Below are 18,817 nucleotides of genomic sequence, written 5' to 3' on the forward strand. Positions count from 1 at the left end.
CTCCTTTTACAAGTCATTATTTTTTCGGTGATTTCATTGAACCACTCATTGAACGCATCACTTGGTTGACTTTCTTTTGTGATGGCTTTTGACCCATTTGCATCATCAATGTCTTAATCATATCTTCGTTGATTGGTGGGTTTTGCTCCAAATAGTTCATCATGTATCGGCGAGCGATATAGAAACCAAGGGCGACACCAGCTACCAAGCAAAGAAGGGCAATTAAAATCCAAATCCATGTAGCCAAGTTGCTTCCTCCTCTAACTTCAAACGTCGCTTTTTACTATACTATAATTTAAAGCCTTTGCATAGATAATGCAAAAAAAAGGTGCGCGCGTTTGCGCACCTTTCTTCATTAACCGAGTTGCTTGACTGTATTTAGAACATTTTCGACAGACATGCCGTACTCTTTTAACAGAAGATCTCCAGGAGCAGAAGCACCGAAGCGATCGATTCCGATGACTTGACCTTCTGTTCCTACATATTTATACCAACCGAGCGAAGCTCCGGCTTCGATTGCAAGACGCTTCGTGATGCGTTTTGGCAAGACCGATTCTTTGTATTCAGCTGATTGCGCTTCAAACAATTCCCATGATGGAAGTGAGACGACAGCTGCCGTTTCGCCGAGTTCTTTTTGTGCTTCGACGAGCAAGTGCACTTCAGAACCTGTTCCCATTAAGATTGTATCCGCTTTGTCGATGTCACCCGCGATGACATATCCGCCTTTTTCAGCGCCTTCGACCGTCGTACCTTCGAGTTCAGGCAATCCTTGACGTGTCATGACGAGAAGTGTCGGTTTGTTTTTCGATTGAACCGCTGTTTTCCATGCGGCAATCGTTTCTTTTCCGTCTGCCGGACGGTAAACTGTCAGGTTCGGCATTGCACGGAAGCTCATCAAGTGTTCAACCGGCTCGTGTGTCGGACCATCTTCACCGACTGCAATCGAGTCATGTGTCAGGACGAAGATCGACTGGATGCCCATCAATGCTGCTAAACGGACTGCCGGACGGAGATAATCCGAGAAGACGAAGAATGTCGCACCGTAAGGAATGACACCACCGTGCAACGCCATACCGTTGACAGCTGCTGCCATCGCGAACTCACGAACACCAAACCAGATGTTACGGCCGCTCGGATCGATGTCGAAGTCAGCTTCGCCTTTGAGCATCGTGTTGTTTGATCCTGCCAAGTCAGCTGATCCACCGAAGATTGACGGGATGTTTTTCGCAAGAGCATTTAACACTTCACCACTTGTCTGACGTGTTGCTTTTTTCGATGTCAGATCGTAAGTCGGAAGGTCTGCTTCCCAGTTGCTTGGCAATTCGTTGTTGATGGCTTGAACAAGCTCAGCGTGCAATTCCGGATGCGCCGTTTTGTATTGTTCCATTTTTTCTGTCCATGCTGCTTCTGTATCAGCGCCACGTTTTTCGATACGCTCTTCGAACAAGTCTTTGACTTCTTCCGGCACATAGAATTCTTCGTGATCCCAAACGTAGCTTGCTTTCGTCAACTTGATTTCCGCGTCGCCGAGTGGTGCACCGTGTGAAGCCGATTTCCCTGATTTGTTCGGCGAACCGAATCCGATGACTGTTTTGACTTCGATCAATGTCGGTTTTGTTGTTTCAGCTTTCGCTGCTTCGATTGCTTTTGAAATCGAATCGAGATCCGTTCCGTCTTCGACACGGATGACTTGCCAGTTATACGCTTCAAAACGTTGCTGGACGTTTTCTGAGAACGATTTATCCAGGTCACCGTCAAGCGAGATATCGTTTGAATCATAAAGAACCACGAGTTTACCAAGACCTAAATGTCCTGCGAGTGAAGCCGCTTCTGCTGAAACACCTTCCATTAAGTCACCGTCTCCGCAAATTCCGTATGTGAAGTGATCCACGACATTTAAGTCGTCACGGTTGTATTTCGCTTCGAGGTGACGCTCTGCCATCGCCATACCGACAGCCATCGCGATGCCTTGTCCGAGTGGACCAGTCGTCGCATCGACACCTGCTGTGTGACGGTATTCCGGGTGACCCGGTGTTTTTGAGTTCCATTGACGGAATGACTTCAAGTCATCCATCGCGAGATCATATCCTGATAAATGGAGGAGTGAGTAGAGAAGCATTGAACCGTGTCCTGCTGAAAGTACAAAACGGTCACGGTTGAACCATTCTGGATTTTTAGGGTTGTGGTTCATATGATCCGCCCATAATGTAAATGCCATCGGTGCTGCACCCATCGGCATTCCCGGGTGACCCGAGTTCGCTTTTTGTACTGCATCAATTGATAAGGTACGAATCGTATTTACTGCTAATAATTCTACTGTTGTCATGTTCGTCAAAACAATCATCCTCTCTCTTTTTCACAAATTCCTCCTCATTTTAGCATACCCAGAAATGTGATACAACTTTTCTAAATAGTATGTCACATTGAAATGAATGCGCTCTCTATTGCCGTTTTCTTGGCACTTTCGTGATACATATTACGAACGTTTCATCAAAAAAAGCTACGCCACTCATCCCAATGAGTGACATAGCTTTTGTCATTATTGTTTGTTCCGTTCTTCTTCTTGTGCTTGCTTCAGTTTTTCAGGTGTTACGTCGGTTCCTTCTTCATCGACAATCTTGATGCCCATCATCTGATTTTTGAACGAACCACGGAATGCTTCTAGATAAGCCGTCCGTAATTCTTTTTGCTCCGCTGTTTCCGCATCCGTCAGCGGTTCGACTTTTGATTTATTGGCTAATTCGTTAATCCGGTCTAATTGTTCTTGTGATAACATGATATCCCTCTTTCTGTTGACTCAAAGCTGAGCTTTCAATAGTAATCTTACTGTAAAAGACACGAAAAAAAAAAGCAAGTTTGATGCGCCGCTGAGGCATCAAACTCGCTTCCTTATTCATACGTACTGACAACTTCTTTATATTCCAGATAACGCCGGTTGACGGTCGCTTTCGAAATGTCGTGTCCCATCCCTCTTAATGTCACCGCGATGTCCGCGAATGTTAGTCCTAACTCACGTAATCGGACGATTTCTTCAATCGGGACTTCCTTTCGGCTCCGGCCGGCATTTTCACCTTGACGGTTCAGGTTCTGTTCGGGACGAAAGCCATTTTCGACAGCCCGTCGCATACCGCGGGCAATCTTCGCATTATGCAGTTTCCGTTGATATTCTTCGACGAGCGATACGATCTCAAGAACCATCGCTTCGGCATCTGCCAGTTTATACTCGCCATCCGATTCCATCGTCATCAGTTGAACCTGATGTTTTTGGAACGTATGTAAAATGGCGATTTTGGCATTCCCGCGTCCGATCCGCGTATCATCCGTCACGAGAACGGCATCTACGGCTTGACGTGTGACGAAATCGAGAACGGATAACATCCCTTCCCGGTCAACGTCATAACCACTTTCTTTTTCCGTGATGATCTCCACGACTTCAAACCCTTTTGTTGCAGCGAGTCCCGACAGTTCTGATCTTTGCCGCTCAAGCGAGCTGTCCTGTGCTTCTTTTTCCGTCGAGACGCGACAGTAGATTACTACTTTCACTGTACTTCACACCCCTGTTCGTTCTTTGACAACTTTTACAGTTTGTCACTGTTGCGCGATTGGTACAACGATTTTGTTTTTCGAAATGACATGAGTCGTCTTCAGTTCATTATTCTCGATCAACCACTCGACATATTCCTGATCGGTCATCGATCCGTCATTGTAGACTTCGGCGACCTGTTCGACGGTCGCGTTTTGATCGACCGTGACAGAAGCCGTCAAGAGTTGTTCAACCTTCTCGTCCGGTCGAGGCGTTAAGAGAAAAAGAATGAAAGCAAGGCTGAGCGTATAAAAAACAATGGAAAAGGCATGGGTACGAATCGTATGCATCATGATAAATCCCTCCAATTAAAAATGTTTTAGAATAGATGTTCTCGGAACAATTGTTCGCATAACTCATCTTAAACCAAGAACCGGTGTTCGGTCAACACAAAATGTCGAACAATTGTTTGTACGCTCATTTGTTCTATGTTATAGTGATTTTAGAAACATGTATTCCTATAACCTTCAAAAAACCAATCCGGAAAGAGGTGGCAATTCATATGCGGAAAATGTCGAAACGACAACAAGAAATCCTTGACTACATCGTTGCTCAAGTGAAACTGAAAGGGTATCCACCTTCAGTTCGTGAAATCGGTGAGGCTGTTGGTCTTGCTTCAAGCTCAACGGTACACGGTCATTTGGATCGTCTAGAAAAACGCGGACTGATTCGCCGTGACCCAACTAAGCCACGTGCGATTGAGATATTGCTTGATAAAACTGATGAAGATCATGAAGCCATCGTGCACATTCCCGTCATCGGGAAAGTAACGGCTGGTTTTCCAATCACAGCCATCGAAAACATTGAAGAGCATTTCCCGCTTCCGGCCCATTACGTCGGGAACGAAAATGTCTTTATGTTGACGATTGATGGTGAGTCGATGATCAACGCAGGTATTCTAGACGGTGACCGGGTCATCGTTCGTCAGCAAAACACAGCAGAGAATGGTGAAATCGTCGTTGCTATGACCGAAGATAGCGAAGCGACCGTCAAACGGTTCTTCTTAGAAGATCAACAAGTACGTCTCCAACCAGAAAATGATTCGATGGACCCGATGTATTTCGATAACGTCTCGATTCTTGGCAAGGTCATCGGCGTATATCGGACGATCCACTAAGCGAGGGACCAGCTCAGCTGGTCTTTTTTCATGCCTTCTGGAAATGTACACGATACTGTCAATACCGTTGCTTTAACCGGCTATGTTGCGTATTCGGTCGCAACTCAGCAGACGGATTGGCTTCCAACCGCTGTCGGCATCGCCGTCGGCACCCTTTGGCTTTCACCAGACCTCGACTTGAAGTCCGAACCTTACTACCGGCACGGTCCTTTACGGGTCCTTTGGATGCCGTATGTCAAAATCATGCCCCACCGCTCCATCTGGTCGCATGGTTTGATCATCGGTGATCTCATTCGCCTGATGTACAGCGCCGCTTTTCTGATTCCGCTTTTATTTTTGGCGCTGTATCTGAAAATCATTGAATCGAGTACGGTCGATTCCTGGTTTGCGTCCATGCCTGCCTTCATCATCGGCGTCATGGTTGCCAGTACAATACATATTGTCCTCGATCACTCCAGCAGCTTCTTTCGAACAAAAAAGAAGCGAAAAAAGCGTCGTTAAAAATCCTTCGTTCATTGTAAAAATGAACAAAGGATTTTTTAGTATCCATTATTCATTTTTTTAAACATAAATTAAGGAAATTTTATTTCGAAGATTTGAATTAATTGTATTGAAAACGTTCTCAATTAGATGTAGGTTTAAATGGAAAGGCCATTATTTGCTTTAATCCAAAGGGAGGGTTTTTGCATGAGTAACTTTACAAGTGAGCTGATCGGAACAATGATTCTGATTTTGCTCGGGGACGGAGTCGTTGCAGGGGTTGTCTTGAGAAAGACGAAATCTGAGAACGGCGGTTGGATTGTCATTACATTCGCTTGGGGTCTCGCCGTCATGACGGGAGCATACATTGCTGCCTCGAGTGGTGCGCATCTCAATCCTGCATTGACATTGGCGCTTGCCATGAATTCCGATTTACCGTGGGCAGACGTACCTGTCTATATCGCCGGTCAATTAATCGGAGCATTCATCGGTGCAGTACTCGTTTGGCTTCATTATATGAAACACTTTGAAGCGACTGATGATCAAGCAGCAAAACTGGGTGTATTCGCAACAGGTCCAGCGATTCGTCATACACCGTCAAACCTGATTTCAGAAATCATCGGGACGTTTGTCCTGGTCTTCGGAATCCTGTCATTTGGTCTGACAACATTTGGTGACGGACTGAAACCATTCATCGTCGGTCTTCTTGTCGTCGTCATCGGTCTCTCGCTCGGTGGTACAACAGGGTATGCCATCAACCCGGCCCGTGACCTCGGTCCGCGGATTGCCCACGCTATCCTGCCGATCAAAGGAAAAGGTTCATCTGACTGGAGTTACTCGTGGATTCCAATCGTCGGTCCGATCATCGGTGGTGGAGTAGCCGTCTTGCTGTATCAACTGCTGCAAAACTGATTTTGTTTGACACCTACATCTCAAGGGGGATTTTAGAATGGAAAACAAGTACATCTTAGCACTTGACCAAGGAACAACAAGCTCGCGTGCCATCATTTTTGACCATGATGGTCAAATCGTGAACTCGGCACAACGCGAATTCAAACAATACTTCCCGCAACCGGGCTGGGTTGAACATGACGCCAATGAAATCTGGGGCTCTATCCTTGCCGTTATGGCGGATGCGCTCGGAACGGCTGATATCAAACCAAGCCAAATCGCAAGTATCGGAATTACAAACCAACGTGAGACGACAGTCGTTTGGAATAAAGAAACCGGCAAACCGGTTTATCATGCTCTCGTCTGGCAATCCCGTCAAACATCCGGTATCTGTGATGAACTGAATGCACAGGGACTTAATCAAACATTCCGCGATAAAACAGGTCTTCTAATCGATGCCTACTTCTCAGGCACGAAAGTGAAATGGATTCTGGATAACGTCGAAGGCGCACGGGAACAAGCGGAAAACGGTGAGCTTCTCTTCGGAACAATCGACACTTGGCTCGTCTGGAAGTTGTCTGGCGGTAAAACACATATCACAGACTATACAAACGCTTCCCGGACGTTGATGTACAACATTTATGAACAAAAATGGGATGACGAGTTGCTTGAAATCCTGACAGTTCCGAAATCAATGTTGCCGGAAGTCCGTCAATCAAGCGAAGTCTACGATAATACCGTCCCGTATCATTTCTTCGGTTTTGAAGTTCCGATTGCCGGAATTGCCGGTGACCAGCAAGCAGCTCTCTTCGGTCAAACATGTTTCGAACCGGGTGAAGGAAAGAACACGTACGGTACAGGTTGCTTCATGCTCATGAATACTGGTGAAAAAGCTGTTTCTTCAGACCACGGTCTGTTAACGACCATCGCTTGGGGTGTCGACGGAAAAGTCGAATATGCACTCGAAGGATCGATCTTCGTTGCCGGTTCTGCGATTCAGTGGTTACGTGACGGTTTACGGATGTTGAAAAATGCGAAAGACTCAGAAGGCTATGCCTTGAAAGTTGATTCGACAGAAGGCGTTTACGTCGTTCCTGCATTCGTCGGGCTCGGTGCTCCTTACTGGGATAGCGACGTTCGCGGCGCAATCTTCGGCTTGACACGCGGAACGGACAAAGAACATTTTGTTCGCGCGACACTTGAGTCACTCGCTTATCAGACACGCGACGTCTTGACAGCAATGGAAAAAGATTCAGGGATCGAACTCAAAACGTTGCGTGTTGACGGCGGTGCGGTTTCAAATGACTTCCTGATGCAGTTCCAGTCAGATATCTTAGGTGTACCGGTCGACCGTCCGGAAATCAACGAGACAACAGCTCTCGGAGCTGCGTATCTCGCAGGTCTCGCTGTCGGTTACTGGAAAGACAAAGCAGAAATCAAACAACAATGGAAACTGAACCATCAGTTTAAACCAGAGATGAAAGAAGACGATCGCGAACAACGTTATGCCGGATGGCAAAAAGCGGTGGAAGCAACAATGGCGTTTAAACCGAACAAAAAAGAAGTAAATGCTTAATTTCTTTTAACTGGTGTTCCCTCGCGGAACACCAGTTTTTTTTGTTCCATAAAAAACAGGTCCGCTTCCACTTTCGGAAACGAACCTGTCATCTTGATCCGTACTCTTACGAGAACTCTGCTTTGACGCCACTTACGATATCATCAAGCGATTTGGATTGACCACTTAGGACAGCCGCTAAAAACGCTCCCTCCACAAGTGGTGCTTCAACGAACTGAACATTTCGGTCCCCGCTGTATAATTCCAAAGCAAGCTCTGCGTTCATCGTCGCGGATCCGATGTCCGTCAAAATCAAACCGTCATCCGTCAAGTCGTTCATTGTCTCTTCAATCCGGGACGCGTCGGTACCGATACTGCCGTCCGCAAGACCTGCGGCAAGTAAGATTGGTGTATCCGGAGCCATCTCTGCCAATAACTCTTTCAGTCCAGTTGCTAACTTTTCACTGTGCGACACTAAGATCAAATTAATCATGACAGCACCCCCGCAATTGCCCGAAGCAACAGCGCACTCGATAAGGAGCCGGGATCTTGAACACCGACCGTCGCATCCCCGAAGTAGGAAGCCCGCCCTTTTGTCGCCTCACGTTCTTTTGTGTCTTCCAATGCTTGATCGAGTGCTGCGTTCAGATCACTTTCGTTTTCCAGCGCTTCGTAAAACGGTGTCCAAATATCGACCATCGTTTTTTGTCCGAACTCTGATTTGCCACGCATTTTGACGCCCTCTGCCGCTTCTTTGAAGGCCGCTGCGAGTTCCTGTCCTTCGACTTCTGTTTTCCCTTTGAACGCTCCGGCAAATTTAACGAATGCTGTTCCGTAAAGGGGACCGGACGCACCACCTACCGTTTTAATCAAGGTCATTCCGACTTGTTTTGATAAGACGCCCAAGTCTTCGTACTCCTCTTGCGCTTCAAGTTCTTTTTGAACGGCTTGGAAGCCGCGGGACATATTGATACCGTGATCCCCGTCTCCAATCTCCCGGTCAAGGTCCGTCAATTCATCCTTATGTTGTTCCAAATCGGTTGCCGCTTTCAGTAATGCTTCACGCAATTTTTCAGTTGTTAACTTCATCTGTCTGCACCCTCTTTTAGTTAGAATCCAATCGCGTTTGTTTTAGCATCCAGATAGCCGACGAGTTCATCGTCCACCGGAAGCAGGGTAATTGAAAACCCGTGCATTTCAAGCGATGTCATATAGTTGCCGACGAACGGACGAACGATCTCGTATCCTTTAGCCTGCAATTGTTCCGCCACATATTTATACGTGATGTAGAGTTCTGATTCCGGTGTTCCACCCATCCCGTTGACCATGACTGCGACTTTTTTATCCGTCACTTCAGCTGTCAGTCGGTCGAGTAATTCCGTTACAATCGCGTCAACGGATGCAATCGGTTTCCGCTCCAGACCCTTTTCCCCGTGAATTCCGATACCGATTTCCATCTCATCCTCATGCAGATCAAATCCGGGTTTTCCGCTTTCCGGCATATAACACGGTGACAATGCCATCCCGATGGAACGAACACCGGCAATGACCTTCTCAGCGACGGCTTTGACTTCAGCGAGTGATTTACCTTCCGCTGCCGCAGCCCCTGCAATTTTATGAACGAAAATCGTCCCCGCGACGCCGCGTCGGTCTTCTTCTTTTTTAATGGCGATATCATCCCGGACGATGACCGTCTCGACTTCGATATCTTCCAGTTCCGCCAGTTCTTTTGCCATATCGAAGTTCATGACATCACCGGAATAGTTTTTGACGACGAGCAATACCCCTTTTCCTCCATCAGCCGCTTTGATTCCTTCGAGCACCATGTCCGGTGTTGGAGAAGTGAAAACTTCGCCGCAGACAGCCGCCGCAAGCATACCATCCCCAATAAACCCGGCATGGGCCGGTTCGTGCCCGCTTCCCCCTCCGGATACGAGAGCGACTTTCCCGTTCAGTGGTTCTTTCCGTTTGATGACATTAACTCCGTCGACTTTTGCATAAAGATCGGGATGGGCTAAAACGAGACCTTCCACCATATCTGAGACAAACCGGTTTGCATCTTGCATTAATTTATCCATCTTGAACGCTCCCTTGTCTAACGAAATTTGCCGTACCACTTAGTCTTTACCACAAATCGGGACGACTTATGTCAAGGAAACATATGAAAATATTGACCAGTTCGTTTCCAATCTGTTTGGAGGATGCTATGCTGAAAACACATCATCATGAGAGGAGTCACCGTCTATGAACGCTTCGTTTCAAGCAGGAATCAAAGCCTGCCTTCCGACCGTCCTCGGTTATCTCGGCATCGGCTTTTCTGCCGGCATCGTCGGTCGGGCAGCGGGTCTCAGCCCGCTCGAGATCGGCTTGATGTCGCTTTTGATTTATGCCGGTGCGGCCCAGTTCATCATTACCAGTCTGTTGCTGTTAAACAGTCCGTTCTCAGCCATCATCTTGACGACGTTCATCGTCAATTCCCGCCATCTGCTGATGAGTATGACGCTTGCACCCCGTGTCGAGAGCCGGCATCAGTTGGACCGGTTCGGCATCGGCGCTCTCCTGACGGATGAATCATTCGCCGTCGCGATGAATACCTCGCTAAAACAGCAGATTGATGCGAACTTCATGCACGGTCTAAACCTGACCGCTTACTTGAGCTGGATTGGCTCGACTGTCCTCGGAGCACTCGTCGGCAGCTGGTTCCCAGATCCGGAACGGTTCGGTCTCGACTTTGCTTTAACGGCCATGTTCATCGGTTTGTTGTATCTGCAGTTTGAAAGCGAACGGTCCCGCATCGCTTTGAACGGTCTGTTACTCGTCTTTGTCTTTCTGTTGTTGTACATATCGATGCGCTATCTGTCCCCGGAACTCGCCGTTTTATTTGCGACGATGATAGCCGCCAGTATAGGAGTAGTGATCTCACGATGGAAATCCGCTTAGAGCTTTTAATCCTGTTCGCTGCCTGTGGTCTGGTCACGTTGATTCCGCGGATTTCACCTTTTCTCCTCATGCACGGATTGACCCTTCCGCGTGTATTGACTGATTGGTTATCCTTTATTCCGATTTGTTTGCTGAGCGCACTTTTCTTTCAAAATTTATTGGTCGCGCGCAGCGGGGAGTTTCCGACACTTTCCTTACTGCACCTCGCAGCATCCATTCCGACCGTCCTCGTCGCCGTCAGCAGTAAAAGTCTATCCTACACCGTCATCACCGGTGTCCTGTCGATGGCGTTTCTACGATTGTTTCTATAAGTACTTAATTCATCTTTAGCATGTTTCGATAAATCTCTTGTGTTATCCTTAAAATAGAAAAAGTGGATAGTAAAGGAGGCTCTGATATGCCGAATAAGCGCTTGATGCCCTATTTGATGTTACTATGTGCTATTTTTCTAATCGTAAGTCAAATGGATATACCTTATATGCTAAAACAAGGACTGGTCATGTTATACCTCATCGCCTATTTCGGCGCGATGGTTGTTTCTCGCAAAATGAAAGTCAGGGCGCACAAACAATGACTCAAAAAAAAATCTCCTCTAGTCTTTGAAGACTCGAGGAGATTTTAGTGTTCACGTATTCGCTTGTACATCCTGATAGGAAGATTGATGTTCAAACTCTTTTTTCGCAAACGGACAAAGCGGCAACAGTTTAACCTGTTCTTCCCGTGCCCACCCGACGACGGCTTTGACCAGTTGTTCGCCGATCTGCTGGTTCCGGTGATTCGGATCGACATACGTATGGTCAATGATCCACTTACCGCCCTTCGTATCACTGTATGTGATTTCTCCGACCACTTGATGATCCTCATACACTTCAATCTTTTGATCCCCTCGTTTAAAGTCCATCAGGCTTCCCTCCGTTCATAAGATAAGGCGCCGCTCAGACAGCCGTCGACAACCCGCATGACATCTTCGACCGGTGCTCCGTCTGCTTCAATCCAAGGACGTCGTTTATATCAAAAACAGTTGGTATAATTTGTATATAATGACCTGAGTGAATGCAGACTTCCGAGTCAAAATAAACCGTGATTTCTCTTCTTCATGTCCTTTTTTTTCAATCGAAATACCTCTTTGATTCAGAAATAATAAACTCTAAATCAATAGTACTCTTAAAAAGTTCTACTCATCTTTTAACATAACCTCTTTACCAAATGAATGTTCCATCAGTTTAACAAGTAGTTCAATCGATTTATAAATTCATTATTTTTAGTTCCTGGTTTCAATGTCGCTATAGTAACTAGATGGTTTTGATCAACTTCAATGTACTTATCTTTACTTATTTCTGTAGGACATAGTGCAATTACTTCATCTACAACATGTGTATTTTTTGTATCAACTTTAATTATCATATTCGCATACATTTTTAGTTGATTAACAACTTTGTTATCTTGATAAGAGTTTTTATTCCATATATTTTTTGAAGGACTATACTTTGAATCAAGAACAATTGTTTTTTTAAACTCACCTTGAGTATAAATGTCTATTCTAAAGTCCGGTTTATTTCTATTAGATCTAGTCCAGTACGGCGAATCTTCTTTTTTCGCTTTTTCAGGAGTAGTTCCTATTGAAGAATTAAAAATAAATACTAATTTAACTTCGTTTTTAATAAATTCTATTGATGTATTATCCGGAATAGCGGGAATATTAATAGAATTATTGTTGTTAGAGCTACTATAAATCCATCCATGTATTGGTTTAAAATTCAATTCTATTAAGCATTCTATAATCTTAATGAAGCACCAATACTCATATAGTTCTTCCGAAGACTTCCAACTATACTCAAACAAATCTTTAATGCTATCGTTCAAGTTATTACCAATAATATTATATAGTTTATGGAATGTATTATAGCCAGGACTTTTAATAAACTGTTGTGAAATCACCTTCTTATTACCTTTTTGAATTTTTCCTAAGAATGAATTATTTGAAAAACCGCTTAAGTTTTTTTCGAGTTGCTTTGAAGAGTGTTCTAATTCTTCTAATTTTATTAGTTGTTTTTCTTTATGCATAATTTTAGATATGTCACCTTGATTAGATGATTTGCTATATCTCTTTAAAATCACTATTTCTGACAGTAAATGACTTTTTAACATAATAATATCTTGATTTGATCTTTTTAAAATTTCAATTAGTTTAGAAATAACTTTTTTCAGGTACATATTAACGTTATTAAAGTAAGAGTCCTTATAAGAGTACGAATAGACTTTGGTATCAGAGTATGATCTTAAACTAAATAAAGAAGAATTATTTTTCATTTGATTCATTTTTATCGATGTAAGATCAATTTTTTCTCCTTTATTTATAGAACTTAATTTATAATTTTTTTCTAAAACAGAGTATGGATTTTTAGAAATTACGTTTATGGCATTCCTAATGACGGAATTATGATTTACTAATAAAAATGCATAATCAATGTACGTAGGATCTATCCCATCTATGCCTCGAAAAAAGTCAGGAGTATTTTTTTTTCTAATCCAATCTCGCGCAAGACCATTAGCATGTGTTTCAATTTCATGAATCATTTTTTGATGTTCTTCAACGTCTAAGTTTTTTGGTTTTACAAGAATTTGACTGTAATAATCAATTCCATCAACTACAGCCTTTATTTTGTACACACCAGGAATCAATGGCACTCCTACATCATTATGAAAATGTCTATGAATAACTGCTTCATTATTCGGAATAATATACTCAAATCCATTTTCATCAGTTTCCATACTTCGATTTTCATCATTCAAAAATTCAAAACAACTCATATATAGCTTTGCGTTCTCCGTTTTATTTGAAGAAAAGCGTACTACTAAATTATCGTATTCACTAATATTTAAATCTTCTATAAAATTCATTTTTGGGTCATTCGAATAATTTTTAACGAAATCTTCTTTTACTATTTTGTCAGGAGTACTAGAATGATAGGTAATGAATGATACCTTAAATGAAAGAGAGTCAGTATGTATAACCATACAAATTTATCTCCCTAATCTTATTTTTTATATTTGAAACCGTTACTTTAAAATTGTTATTTTCATCAAATACATTTAGTAATCCATTCTTATTGTCTAATAAAATCCCCTCTAATTCTTCAGCTGTACCTCTTATTTTCGGAATAATCTTTTGAGAAATTTGCAAATCAAATGCTTCTTCCCTACTTAAACTACTATTCGGCAAATTTAGCATATATGAATTAATATGATCTAAAACCCTAAAACCAATCCCTTTTGAAAAGTCAGTTTTAGTTAATGTGTTATTGATTTGATTTAAAGTTTCAATTTCAAATATATTAAGAGCTATTTCTTTATCGTTATTCGACCAATTGTCAAAATGATATAAATCCACAACCGTTTTTTCAAATCTATTATCCTTAATAGATTTTGTATCAATATTTTGTTTAATGCTATCAGCCCAATTATTTATATGATTAGTAGGAGTATTGAATTCAATAAAATTACTCCGATCTAGCACTTTATCAGATAATGTTTGTGTAGTCTCATCTACATTAATTGTACCTACAAACAGAACATTAGAATGAATTGTTATCTCATGAGGATACTGTTCTCCATTAATTACTCTACCCACTAATTTTTTACTATATAGAGACAACTTTCGCTCATTTCCATACAACTCTAATACGCTAAGGAATTGCGAGAAATAATGCTCTACTTTAGCTAAATTCATTTCATCAAAACAAACCATAAAAATTTTATCTTTATTATCCTTTGCCTCAATCAAAATATCTATTAATCCTGTTTCTGAAGGTCTATATATATTATTAATAGTATCTAAGTAACCTATTAAATCAGAATCATCTTTCCAATTAGGTTTTACTGGTACCATTTTAAATTGATTATTATCTTTATTAGTTAAACCTAGAGATTCTGCATAGTTAAGGACTAACTGAGACTTCCCGGTACCAGATGCTCCACCCAAAATTACTAATCTTCTTGTTTTTAATGCAGTATGAAAATTTATTACCTGTTTTTCTTCAAAAACAAGTTTTTTTTGCTTTAGATTTTCGAGTAATTGAAGTATAAATTCACTTTCTTCAAATTCTTCAAATTCTTCGTACGTTTCTTCACTAATTTCTTTTAATTTAATTGTTTTATTTAATCGAACAATTTCACCATTCTTCAAAAGACCTTCTTCTAAAATTATTTCTCGGAAAAATTCAAAGTCCATGTAAATAGCGTGATCTTCTATGATGCTGTAATCCTTGTAAAATTCAAAATCTATAGCAACTTTTTTTATCACACCGTTAGGTGAAACATGCCATCCATCATTTAGCTTTTCAAAATCATTGAATTCTCCGTAAAGATAATCACCTGATACTAAACATGAAGTAGTAATTTTCTCTAAATAGTCATAGTTTCCAATGGATTTTGACTCTAATAATCTCTTTTCAAACGAATATCGATTATAATCGCTATAAATTGGAATCGTAACAAGGCTCCCTACACTGTTATCAGATATACCTTCTGGTCTCTTTATAATTCTTAAATCACTTTTTTTAGAAATCTTTATTTGTTTATCGCCATATTTATTTTCTTCTATGTAAGGTTTAAAAATAAATAATTTATCAGCAGCGAATTCACGAAATGCAATTTCCTTATCATACAAAGGCGTATCCTTCAACAACGTTTCCCATTCTTCATTTTTTAATATGTCATCATAACCAGCAACAAATTTATTTTTAAATATTTTTTGATAATCACTAGGTATATCATCCTCGTTTAATATCTCAAGGAAAAATTGTAAATTAGTAAAATCGTTTACATTTCTTATTACAGAAAAATTTCGATTGTGTTCTTTGAACCTGGCTTCGTTTGCTAGTGAACCTATTAAAAAGACATCTAATTCCATACTGTTCTTCCCCTTAGAAAAAATAATGTATTACAATAAAAAAACTAAACTTTTACAATTTTATTCTATAAGAAAAAACAAAAAAAGTCACTTTATTGAAAAAGTGACTTTTTTTGTTTTTTCTTATATTAGAACAAGACCATGTACTGATCACGTTCCCATTCCGTGACTTGCGTCCGGAACATATCCCATTCGATTTCTTTCAGTTCAACGAAGTGCTCTGCGATGTGCTCGCCGAGTGCGTGCATGACGACGTCATCCGCTTTCAGGACTTCGAGTGCGTGGCTGAGTGTTGACGGAAGATCGTCAATGCCGTTTGCCACACGTTCCGGTTTGTCCATCACGTAGATGTTACGGTCGATTGGAGCCGGTGCTTGGAGATTGTTTTTAATACCGTCAAGACCTGAAGCGAGCAATGTCGCAAGTGCCAAGTACGGGTTGGCTGCCGGGTCGACTGAGCGGACTTCGATCCGTGTCGAAAGACCACGGGCTGCCGGTACACGAACGAGTGGTGAACGGTTACGAGCTGACCATGCAACGTAGCAAGGTGCTTCATAACCAGGTACAAGACGTTTGTACGAGTTGACTGTCGGGTTACAGACAGCTGTAAACGCACGCGCGTGTTTCAGAATACCTGCCGTGAAGGCGCGGGCATCGTCTGAAAGTTGCATGTTGCTGTTCTCTTCGTCGAAGAAGACGTTTTCGTTGCCTTTAAAGAGCGACATGTTAGCGTGCATTCCTGAACCGTTGACACCGTAAAGTGGTTTTGGCATGAATGTCGCGTGTAAGTTATGTTTTGCTGCGATCGTCTTAACAACGAGCTTAAACGTTTGGATGTTATCCGCTGTTGTGATGGCGTCCGCATATTTGAAGTCGATTTCATGTTGACCCGGTGCGACTTCGTGGTGAGATGCTTCGATTTCAAAGCCCATGTTTTCAAGCTCGATGACGATCTCTTTACGGCAGTTTTCACCGAGATCGACTGGTGCGAGGTCGAAGTAACCGCCTTGGTCATTGAGTTCGAGTGTCGGACGACCGTTTGCATCCTTCTTGAACAAGAAGAATTCCGGCTCTGGACCGACGTTGAACGATGTGAATCCAAGCTCTTCCATTTCGCTAAGTACACGTTTGAGTTGACCACGCGGATCTCCAGCAAACGGTGTGCCATCTGGATTGTAGATGTCACAGATGAGACGTGCGACTTTACCCGTTCCGTCTTCTGTCCATGGGAATACGACCCATGTGTTGAGGTCTGGGAAGAGATACATATCTGATTCTTCAATGCGGACGAATCCTTCGATTGACGAACCATCGAACATCATTTTGTTATCAAGTGCTTTTTCCAATTGGCTGACTGGAATTTCAACGTTCTTGATTGTACCGAGGATATCTGTGAACTGTAAACGAATAAAACGTACATCCTCAGCTTTAGCGATTTTCATAATGTCTTCTCGTGTAATGTTGCGACGTGTCATGTGACAAATCCCCTCTCCGGCTCTTTTTTATATGGTAACAAGTGCTTACTTGAAAAATCGTCCGAGCTCACCTTGAATGAGTGACGTTTTTCCATGTCGCCCTGCTTCCTGCAATTCGTTTTTCAGGAGTTTATACAATTCGCCATCCGATAATTCCGGACGGGCCGTAACGACCTTCTCCGCAACTCGTTCGCGTTTGACAAGATCATTGTCAAAAATCATTTTGATCCCTGCGATATTCAGTCCCTGGTCCAGATATTCCTTGATCGATAACAAGCGATCGACATCGTTGAACGAATAGAGGCGACGTTTCGTCTCTGTCCGCTCCGGCTTGATCAATCCTTGTTCTTCGTAATATCGGATTTGTCGGGCAGATAACGCGGTCAACTCTTGAACGACTCCGATGGGGAATAGTGGCTTGGACTGTCGTGATAAGTCTGCCATTTCGTTCCTCCTTTTTCCTTACCTCATGAGAATAAACCTCTGTGAGGCAAGTTGTCAAGAGATGTAAGGAAAGTTAACATGACTTTCTTACAAGTCAGACGTCCTGCGTAACAGAGGTCTTTTCACATCAAGCTATTTCTTTAAACCTGTTGTGGTTGAATCAATTGTTGTTCCATCAGTTGATTGACAGCCGAAACAATCGCGATTTTGACGTGACTGTAGGTCAATCCCCCTTGGACATATGCCGTATACGGCGCTCGGATCGGACCATCTGCCGATAACTCGATCGACGATCCTTGAATGAACGTCCCGGCAGCCATGATGACATCATCGGCGTATCCCGGCATATAGTCCGGAATCGGCAAAGCTTGCGCATTGACCGGAGAGGCCGCTTGGATCGCCTGACAAAAAGCAATCATCGGTTCCGGGGCATGGAAGGAGACCGATTGAATCAAGTCCGTCCGTTCCGCCGCATAATGCGGTGCCGTATCGAATCCGAACTGCTCCATCATGCTGGAGGTAAACATCGCCCCCATCAGCGCCTGACTGACCGTATGCGGAGCCATGAAGAACCCCTGGTACATGTCCTGCAACGAATAAAGTGACGGACCGGCTTCAGCCCCGATTCCAGGTGTCGTCATCCGGAACGATGCCCGTTCAATCAAATCGCGGCGTCCGACGAGATACCCGCCTGTTTTTGCAAGACCACCACCCGGATTTTTAATCAGTGATCCGGCCATCAGATCCGCTCCGACATGAGTCGGTTCGATCGTTTCGACGAATTCTCCGTAACAGTTGTCGACGAACACAATCACGTGCGGATGTTGTTCTTTGATTGCAGCAATCGCTTCGCCGATCTCAGTAACCGGTAAGCTCCGACGGGTCGCATAACCTTTCGAACGCTGAATACCGACGACTTTTGTCTTGTCCGTGATCCGGGCGAGGACTGCTTCAAGATCAATCGTTTCAGCCTGCTTCATCTCGACGACGTCATAAGTGACACCAAGCTCTTTCAGGGAGCCGCGTCCGTCACCGCGGATGCCGACGATTTCCTCTAACGTATCGTACGGTTTACCGGTGATATACAGCAATTCATCGCCCGGCAGCAATAAACCAAACAACGCAATCCCGATTGCATGCGTCCCGCTGATGATCTGTGCCCGGCACAGTCCGGCTTCCGCGCCGAAGACCGACGCGTAAATCCGCTCGAGATTGTCGCGCCCTTCGTCGTTGTAGCCGTAACCGGTCGACGGCATGAAGTGAAAGTCACTCACTTTATGTTCCCGGAAAGCGTTCAGGACACGAAACTGGTTCTGTTCCGCGACTTGTTGCGCCTTACGGATGCCGGCTGCGATTTTTTCTTCCGCCTGCTCGACGAACGGACGGATCGTTTCATAATGCGTTAACTCTGTAAACATGC

At 43.4% G+C, this 18,817-nt stretch carries 21 protein-coding genes and 1 pseudogene; 7 read left to right on the forward strand and 15 right to left on the reverse strand.

Going from position 1 to position 18,817, the window contains the following annotated elements:
- Positions 1-16 precede the first annotated feature (16 nt).
- From R7V76_RS11100 to yneA, 5 genes are all read right to left on the reverse strand, one after another.
- On the reverse strand, positions 17-247 hold the full coding sequence (locus R7V76_RS11100; RefSeq protein WP_012370001.1) for a YneF family protein: 231 nt from the start codon (positions 245-247) through the stop codon (positions 17-19).
- Between the two features lie 108 nt (positions 248-355).
- On the reverse strand, positions 356-2,326 hold the full coding sequence (gene tkt, locus R7V76_RS11105) for a transketolase (RefSeq protein WP_290830503.1): 1,971 nt from the start codon (positions 2,324-2,326) through the stop codon (positions 356-358).
- A 213-nt stretch (positions 2,327-2,539) separates the two neighbouring features.
- Positions 2,540-2,776, reverse strand: a complete 237-nt coding sequence (locus tag R7V76_RS11110) for a DUF896 domain-containing protein (RefSeq protein ID WP_012369999.1) — start codon at positions 2,774-2,776, stop codon at positions 2,540-2,542.
- A gap of 113 nt (positions 2,777-2,889) precedes the next feature.
- Positions 2,890-3,543 carry a YneB family resolvase-like protein gene (locus R7V76_RS11115; protein WP_114596182.1) on the reverse strand — a complete coding sequence of 218 codons (654 nt, stop codon included), beginning with the start codon at positions 3,541-3,543 and terminating at the stop codon, positions 2,890-2,892.
- A 45-nt stretch (positions 3,544-3,588) separates the two neighbouring features.
- Positions 3,589-3,876 carry a cell division suppressor protein YneA gene (gene yneA / locus R7V76_RS11120; RefSeq protein ID WP_026833384.1) on the reverse strand — a complete coding sequence of 96 codons (288 nt, stop codon included), beginning with the start codon at positions 3,874-3,876 and terminating at the stop codon, positions 3,589-3,591.
- 209 nt (positions 3,877-4,085) lie between these two features.
- Between yneA and lexA the strand changes: the two genes are divergently transcribed.
- From lexA to glpK, 4 genes are all read left to right on the forward strand, one after another.
- Positions 4,086-4,700, forward strand: coding sequence for a transcriptional repressor LexA (gene lexA / locus R7V76_RS11125; protein ID WP_114596183.1), 615 nt, complete (start codon positions 4,086-4,088; stop codon positions 4,698-4,700).
- 30 nt (positions 4,701-4,730) lie between these two features.
- Positions 4,731-5,201: a metal-binding protein gene (locus R7V76_RS11130; protein WP_114596184.1), complete on the forward strand. Its 471-nt coding sequence runs from the start codon at positions 4,731-4,733 to the stop codon at positions 5,199-5,201.
- A 186-nt stretch (positions 5,202-5,387) separates the two neighbouring features.
- Positions 5,388-6,092 (forward strand): MIP/aquaporin family protein, encoded by a 705-nt coding sequence (locus R7V76_RS11135; protein ID WP_012369994.1) that lies wholly within the window; start codon positions 5,388-5,390, stop codon positions 6,090-6,092.
- A 37-nt stretch (positions 6,093-6,129) separates the two neighbouring features.
- A complete protein-coding gene (gene glpK / locus R7V76_RS11140; RefSeq protein ID WP_114596185.1) occupies positions 6,130-7,647 on the forward strand; it encodes a glycerol kinase GlpK in 1,518 nt (505 codons plus the stop codon).
- 106 nt (positions 7,648-7,753) lie between these two features.
- On the opposite strand, the gene dhaM is transcribed toward glpK, so the two are convergent.
- The 3 genes from dhaM to dhaK are packed head-to-tail and all read right to left on the reverse strand — an operon-like array spanning position 7,754 to position 9,704.
- Positions 7,754-8,119 (reverse strand): dihydroxyacetone kinase phosphoryl donor subunit DhaM, encoded by a 366-nt coding sequence (gene dhaM, locus R7V76_RS11145; protein ID WP_318092538.1) that lies wholly within the window; start codon positions 8,117-8,119, stop codon positions 7,754-7,756.
- Positions 8,116-8,715 carry a dihydroxyacetone kinase subunit DhaL gene (gene dhaL, locus R7V76_RS11150; protein ID WP_318092539.1) on the reverse strand — a complete coding sequence of 200 codons (600 nt, stop codon included), beginning with the start codon at positions 8,713-8,715 and terminating at the stop codon, positions 8,116-8,118. Before dhaL ends, dhaM begins: the two co-directional genes overlap by 4 nt.
- Before the next feature lie 20 nt (positions 8,716-8,735).
- A complete protein-coding gene (gene dhaK / locus R7V76_RS11155; RefSeq protein ID WP_318092540.1) occupies positions 8,736-9,704 on the reverse strand; it encodes a dihydroxyacetone kinase subunit DhaK in 969 nt (322 codons plus the stop codon).
- A gap of 166 nt (positions 9,705-9,870) precedes the next feature.
- On the opposite strand from dhaK, the gene R7V76_RS11160 reads away from it, so the two are divergent.
- The 3 genes from R7V76_RS11160 to R7V76_RS11170 all read left to right on the forward strand — a co-directional run bounded on the left by R7V76_RS11160 (position 9,871) and on the right by R7V76_RS11170 (position 11,140).
- Positions 9,871-10,566 carry an AzlC family ABC transporter permease gene (locus R7V76_RS11160; protein ID WP_318092541.1) on the forward strand — a complete coding sequence of 232 codons (696 nt, stop codon included), beginning with the start codon at positions 9,871-9,873 and terminating at the stop codon, positions 10,564-10,566.
- Entirely contained in the window at positions 10,551-10,877 is a 327-nt protein-coding gene (locus R7V76_RS11165; RefSeq protein WP_318092542.1) for an AzlD domain-containing protein, read from the forward strand. Before R7V76_RS11160 ends, R7V76_RS11165 begins: the two co-directional genes overlap by 16 nt.
- Positions 10,878-10,963: 86 nt before the next feature.
- Positions 10,964-11,140, forward strand: coding sequence for a hypothetical protein (locus tag R7V76_RS11170; protein ID WP_318092544.1), 177 nt, complete (start codon positions 10,964-10,966; stop codon positions 11,138-11,140).
- Positions 11,141-11,191: 51 nt separating this feature from the next.
- On the opposite strand, the gene R7V76_RS11175 is transcribed toward R7V76_RS11170, so the two are convergent.
- The 7 genes and pseudogenes from R7V76_RS11175 to R7V76_RS11200 all read right to left on the reverse strand — a co-directional run bounded on the left by R7V76_RS11175 (position 11,192) and on the right by R7V76_RS11200 (position 18,815).
- Positions 11,192-11,467, reverse strand: coding sequence for a GNAT family N-acetyltransferase (locus R7V76_RS11175; RefSeq protein WP_318092545.1), 276 nt, complete (start codon positions 11,465-11,467; stop codon positions 11,192-11,194).
- Positions 11,467-11,562, reverse strand: a pseudogene (locus R7V76_RS16670) ((4Fe-4S)-binding protein); the annotation flags it as partial. The gene R7V76_RS11175 and the pseudogene R7V76_RS16670, both read right to left, overlap by 1 nt.
- Before the next feature lie 222 nt (positions 11,563-11,784).
- Positions 11,785-13,467 (reverse strand): nuclease domain-containing protein, encoded by a 1,683-nt coding sequence (locus tag R7V76_RS11180; protein ID WP_318092546.1) that lies wholly within the window; start codon positions 13,465-13,467, stop codon positions 11,785-11,787.
- Between the two features lie 100 nt (positions 13,468-13,567).
- The gene (locus R7V76_RS11185; protein WP_318092547.1) at positions 13,568-15,478 is read right to left on the reverse strand and encodes an McrB family protein; all 1,911 of its coding nucleotides are present in this window, start codon (positions 15,476-15,478) and stop codon (positions 13,568-13,570) included.
- A 128-nt stretch (positions 15,479-15,606) separates the two neighbouring features.
- On the reverse strand, positions 15,607-16,953 hold the full coding sequence (glnA, locus tag R7V76_RS11190) for a type I glutamate--ammonia ligase (RefSeq protein ID WP_318092548.1): 1,347 nt from the start codon (positions 16,951-16,953) through the stop codon (positions 15,607-15,609).
- A gap of 45 nt (positions 16,954-16,998) precedes the next feature.
- Positions 16,999-17,397: a MerR family transcriptional regulator gene (locus R7V76_RS11195; protein WP_012369985.1), complete on the reverse strand. Its 399-nt coding sequence runs from the start codon at positions 17,395-17,397 to the stop codon at positions 16,999-17,001.
- A 140-nt stretch (positions 17,398-17,537) separates the two neighbouring features.
- Positions 17,538-18,815, reverse strand: coding sequence for a methionine gamma-lyase family protein (locus R7V76_RS11200; RefSeq protein WP_318092549.1), 1,278 nt, complete (start codon positions 18,813-18,815; stop codon positions 17,538-17,540).
- Between the last annotated feature and the right edge of the window lie 2 nt (positions 18,816-18,817).

This window comes from Exiguobacterium artemiae, assembly GCF_033342815.1.
Lineage (GTDB): Bacteria > Bacillota > Bacilli > Exiguobacteriales > Exiguobacteriaceae > Exiguobacterium_A > Exiguobacterium_A artemiae_A.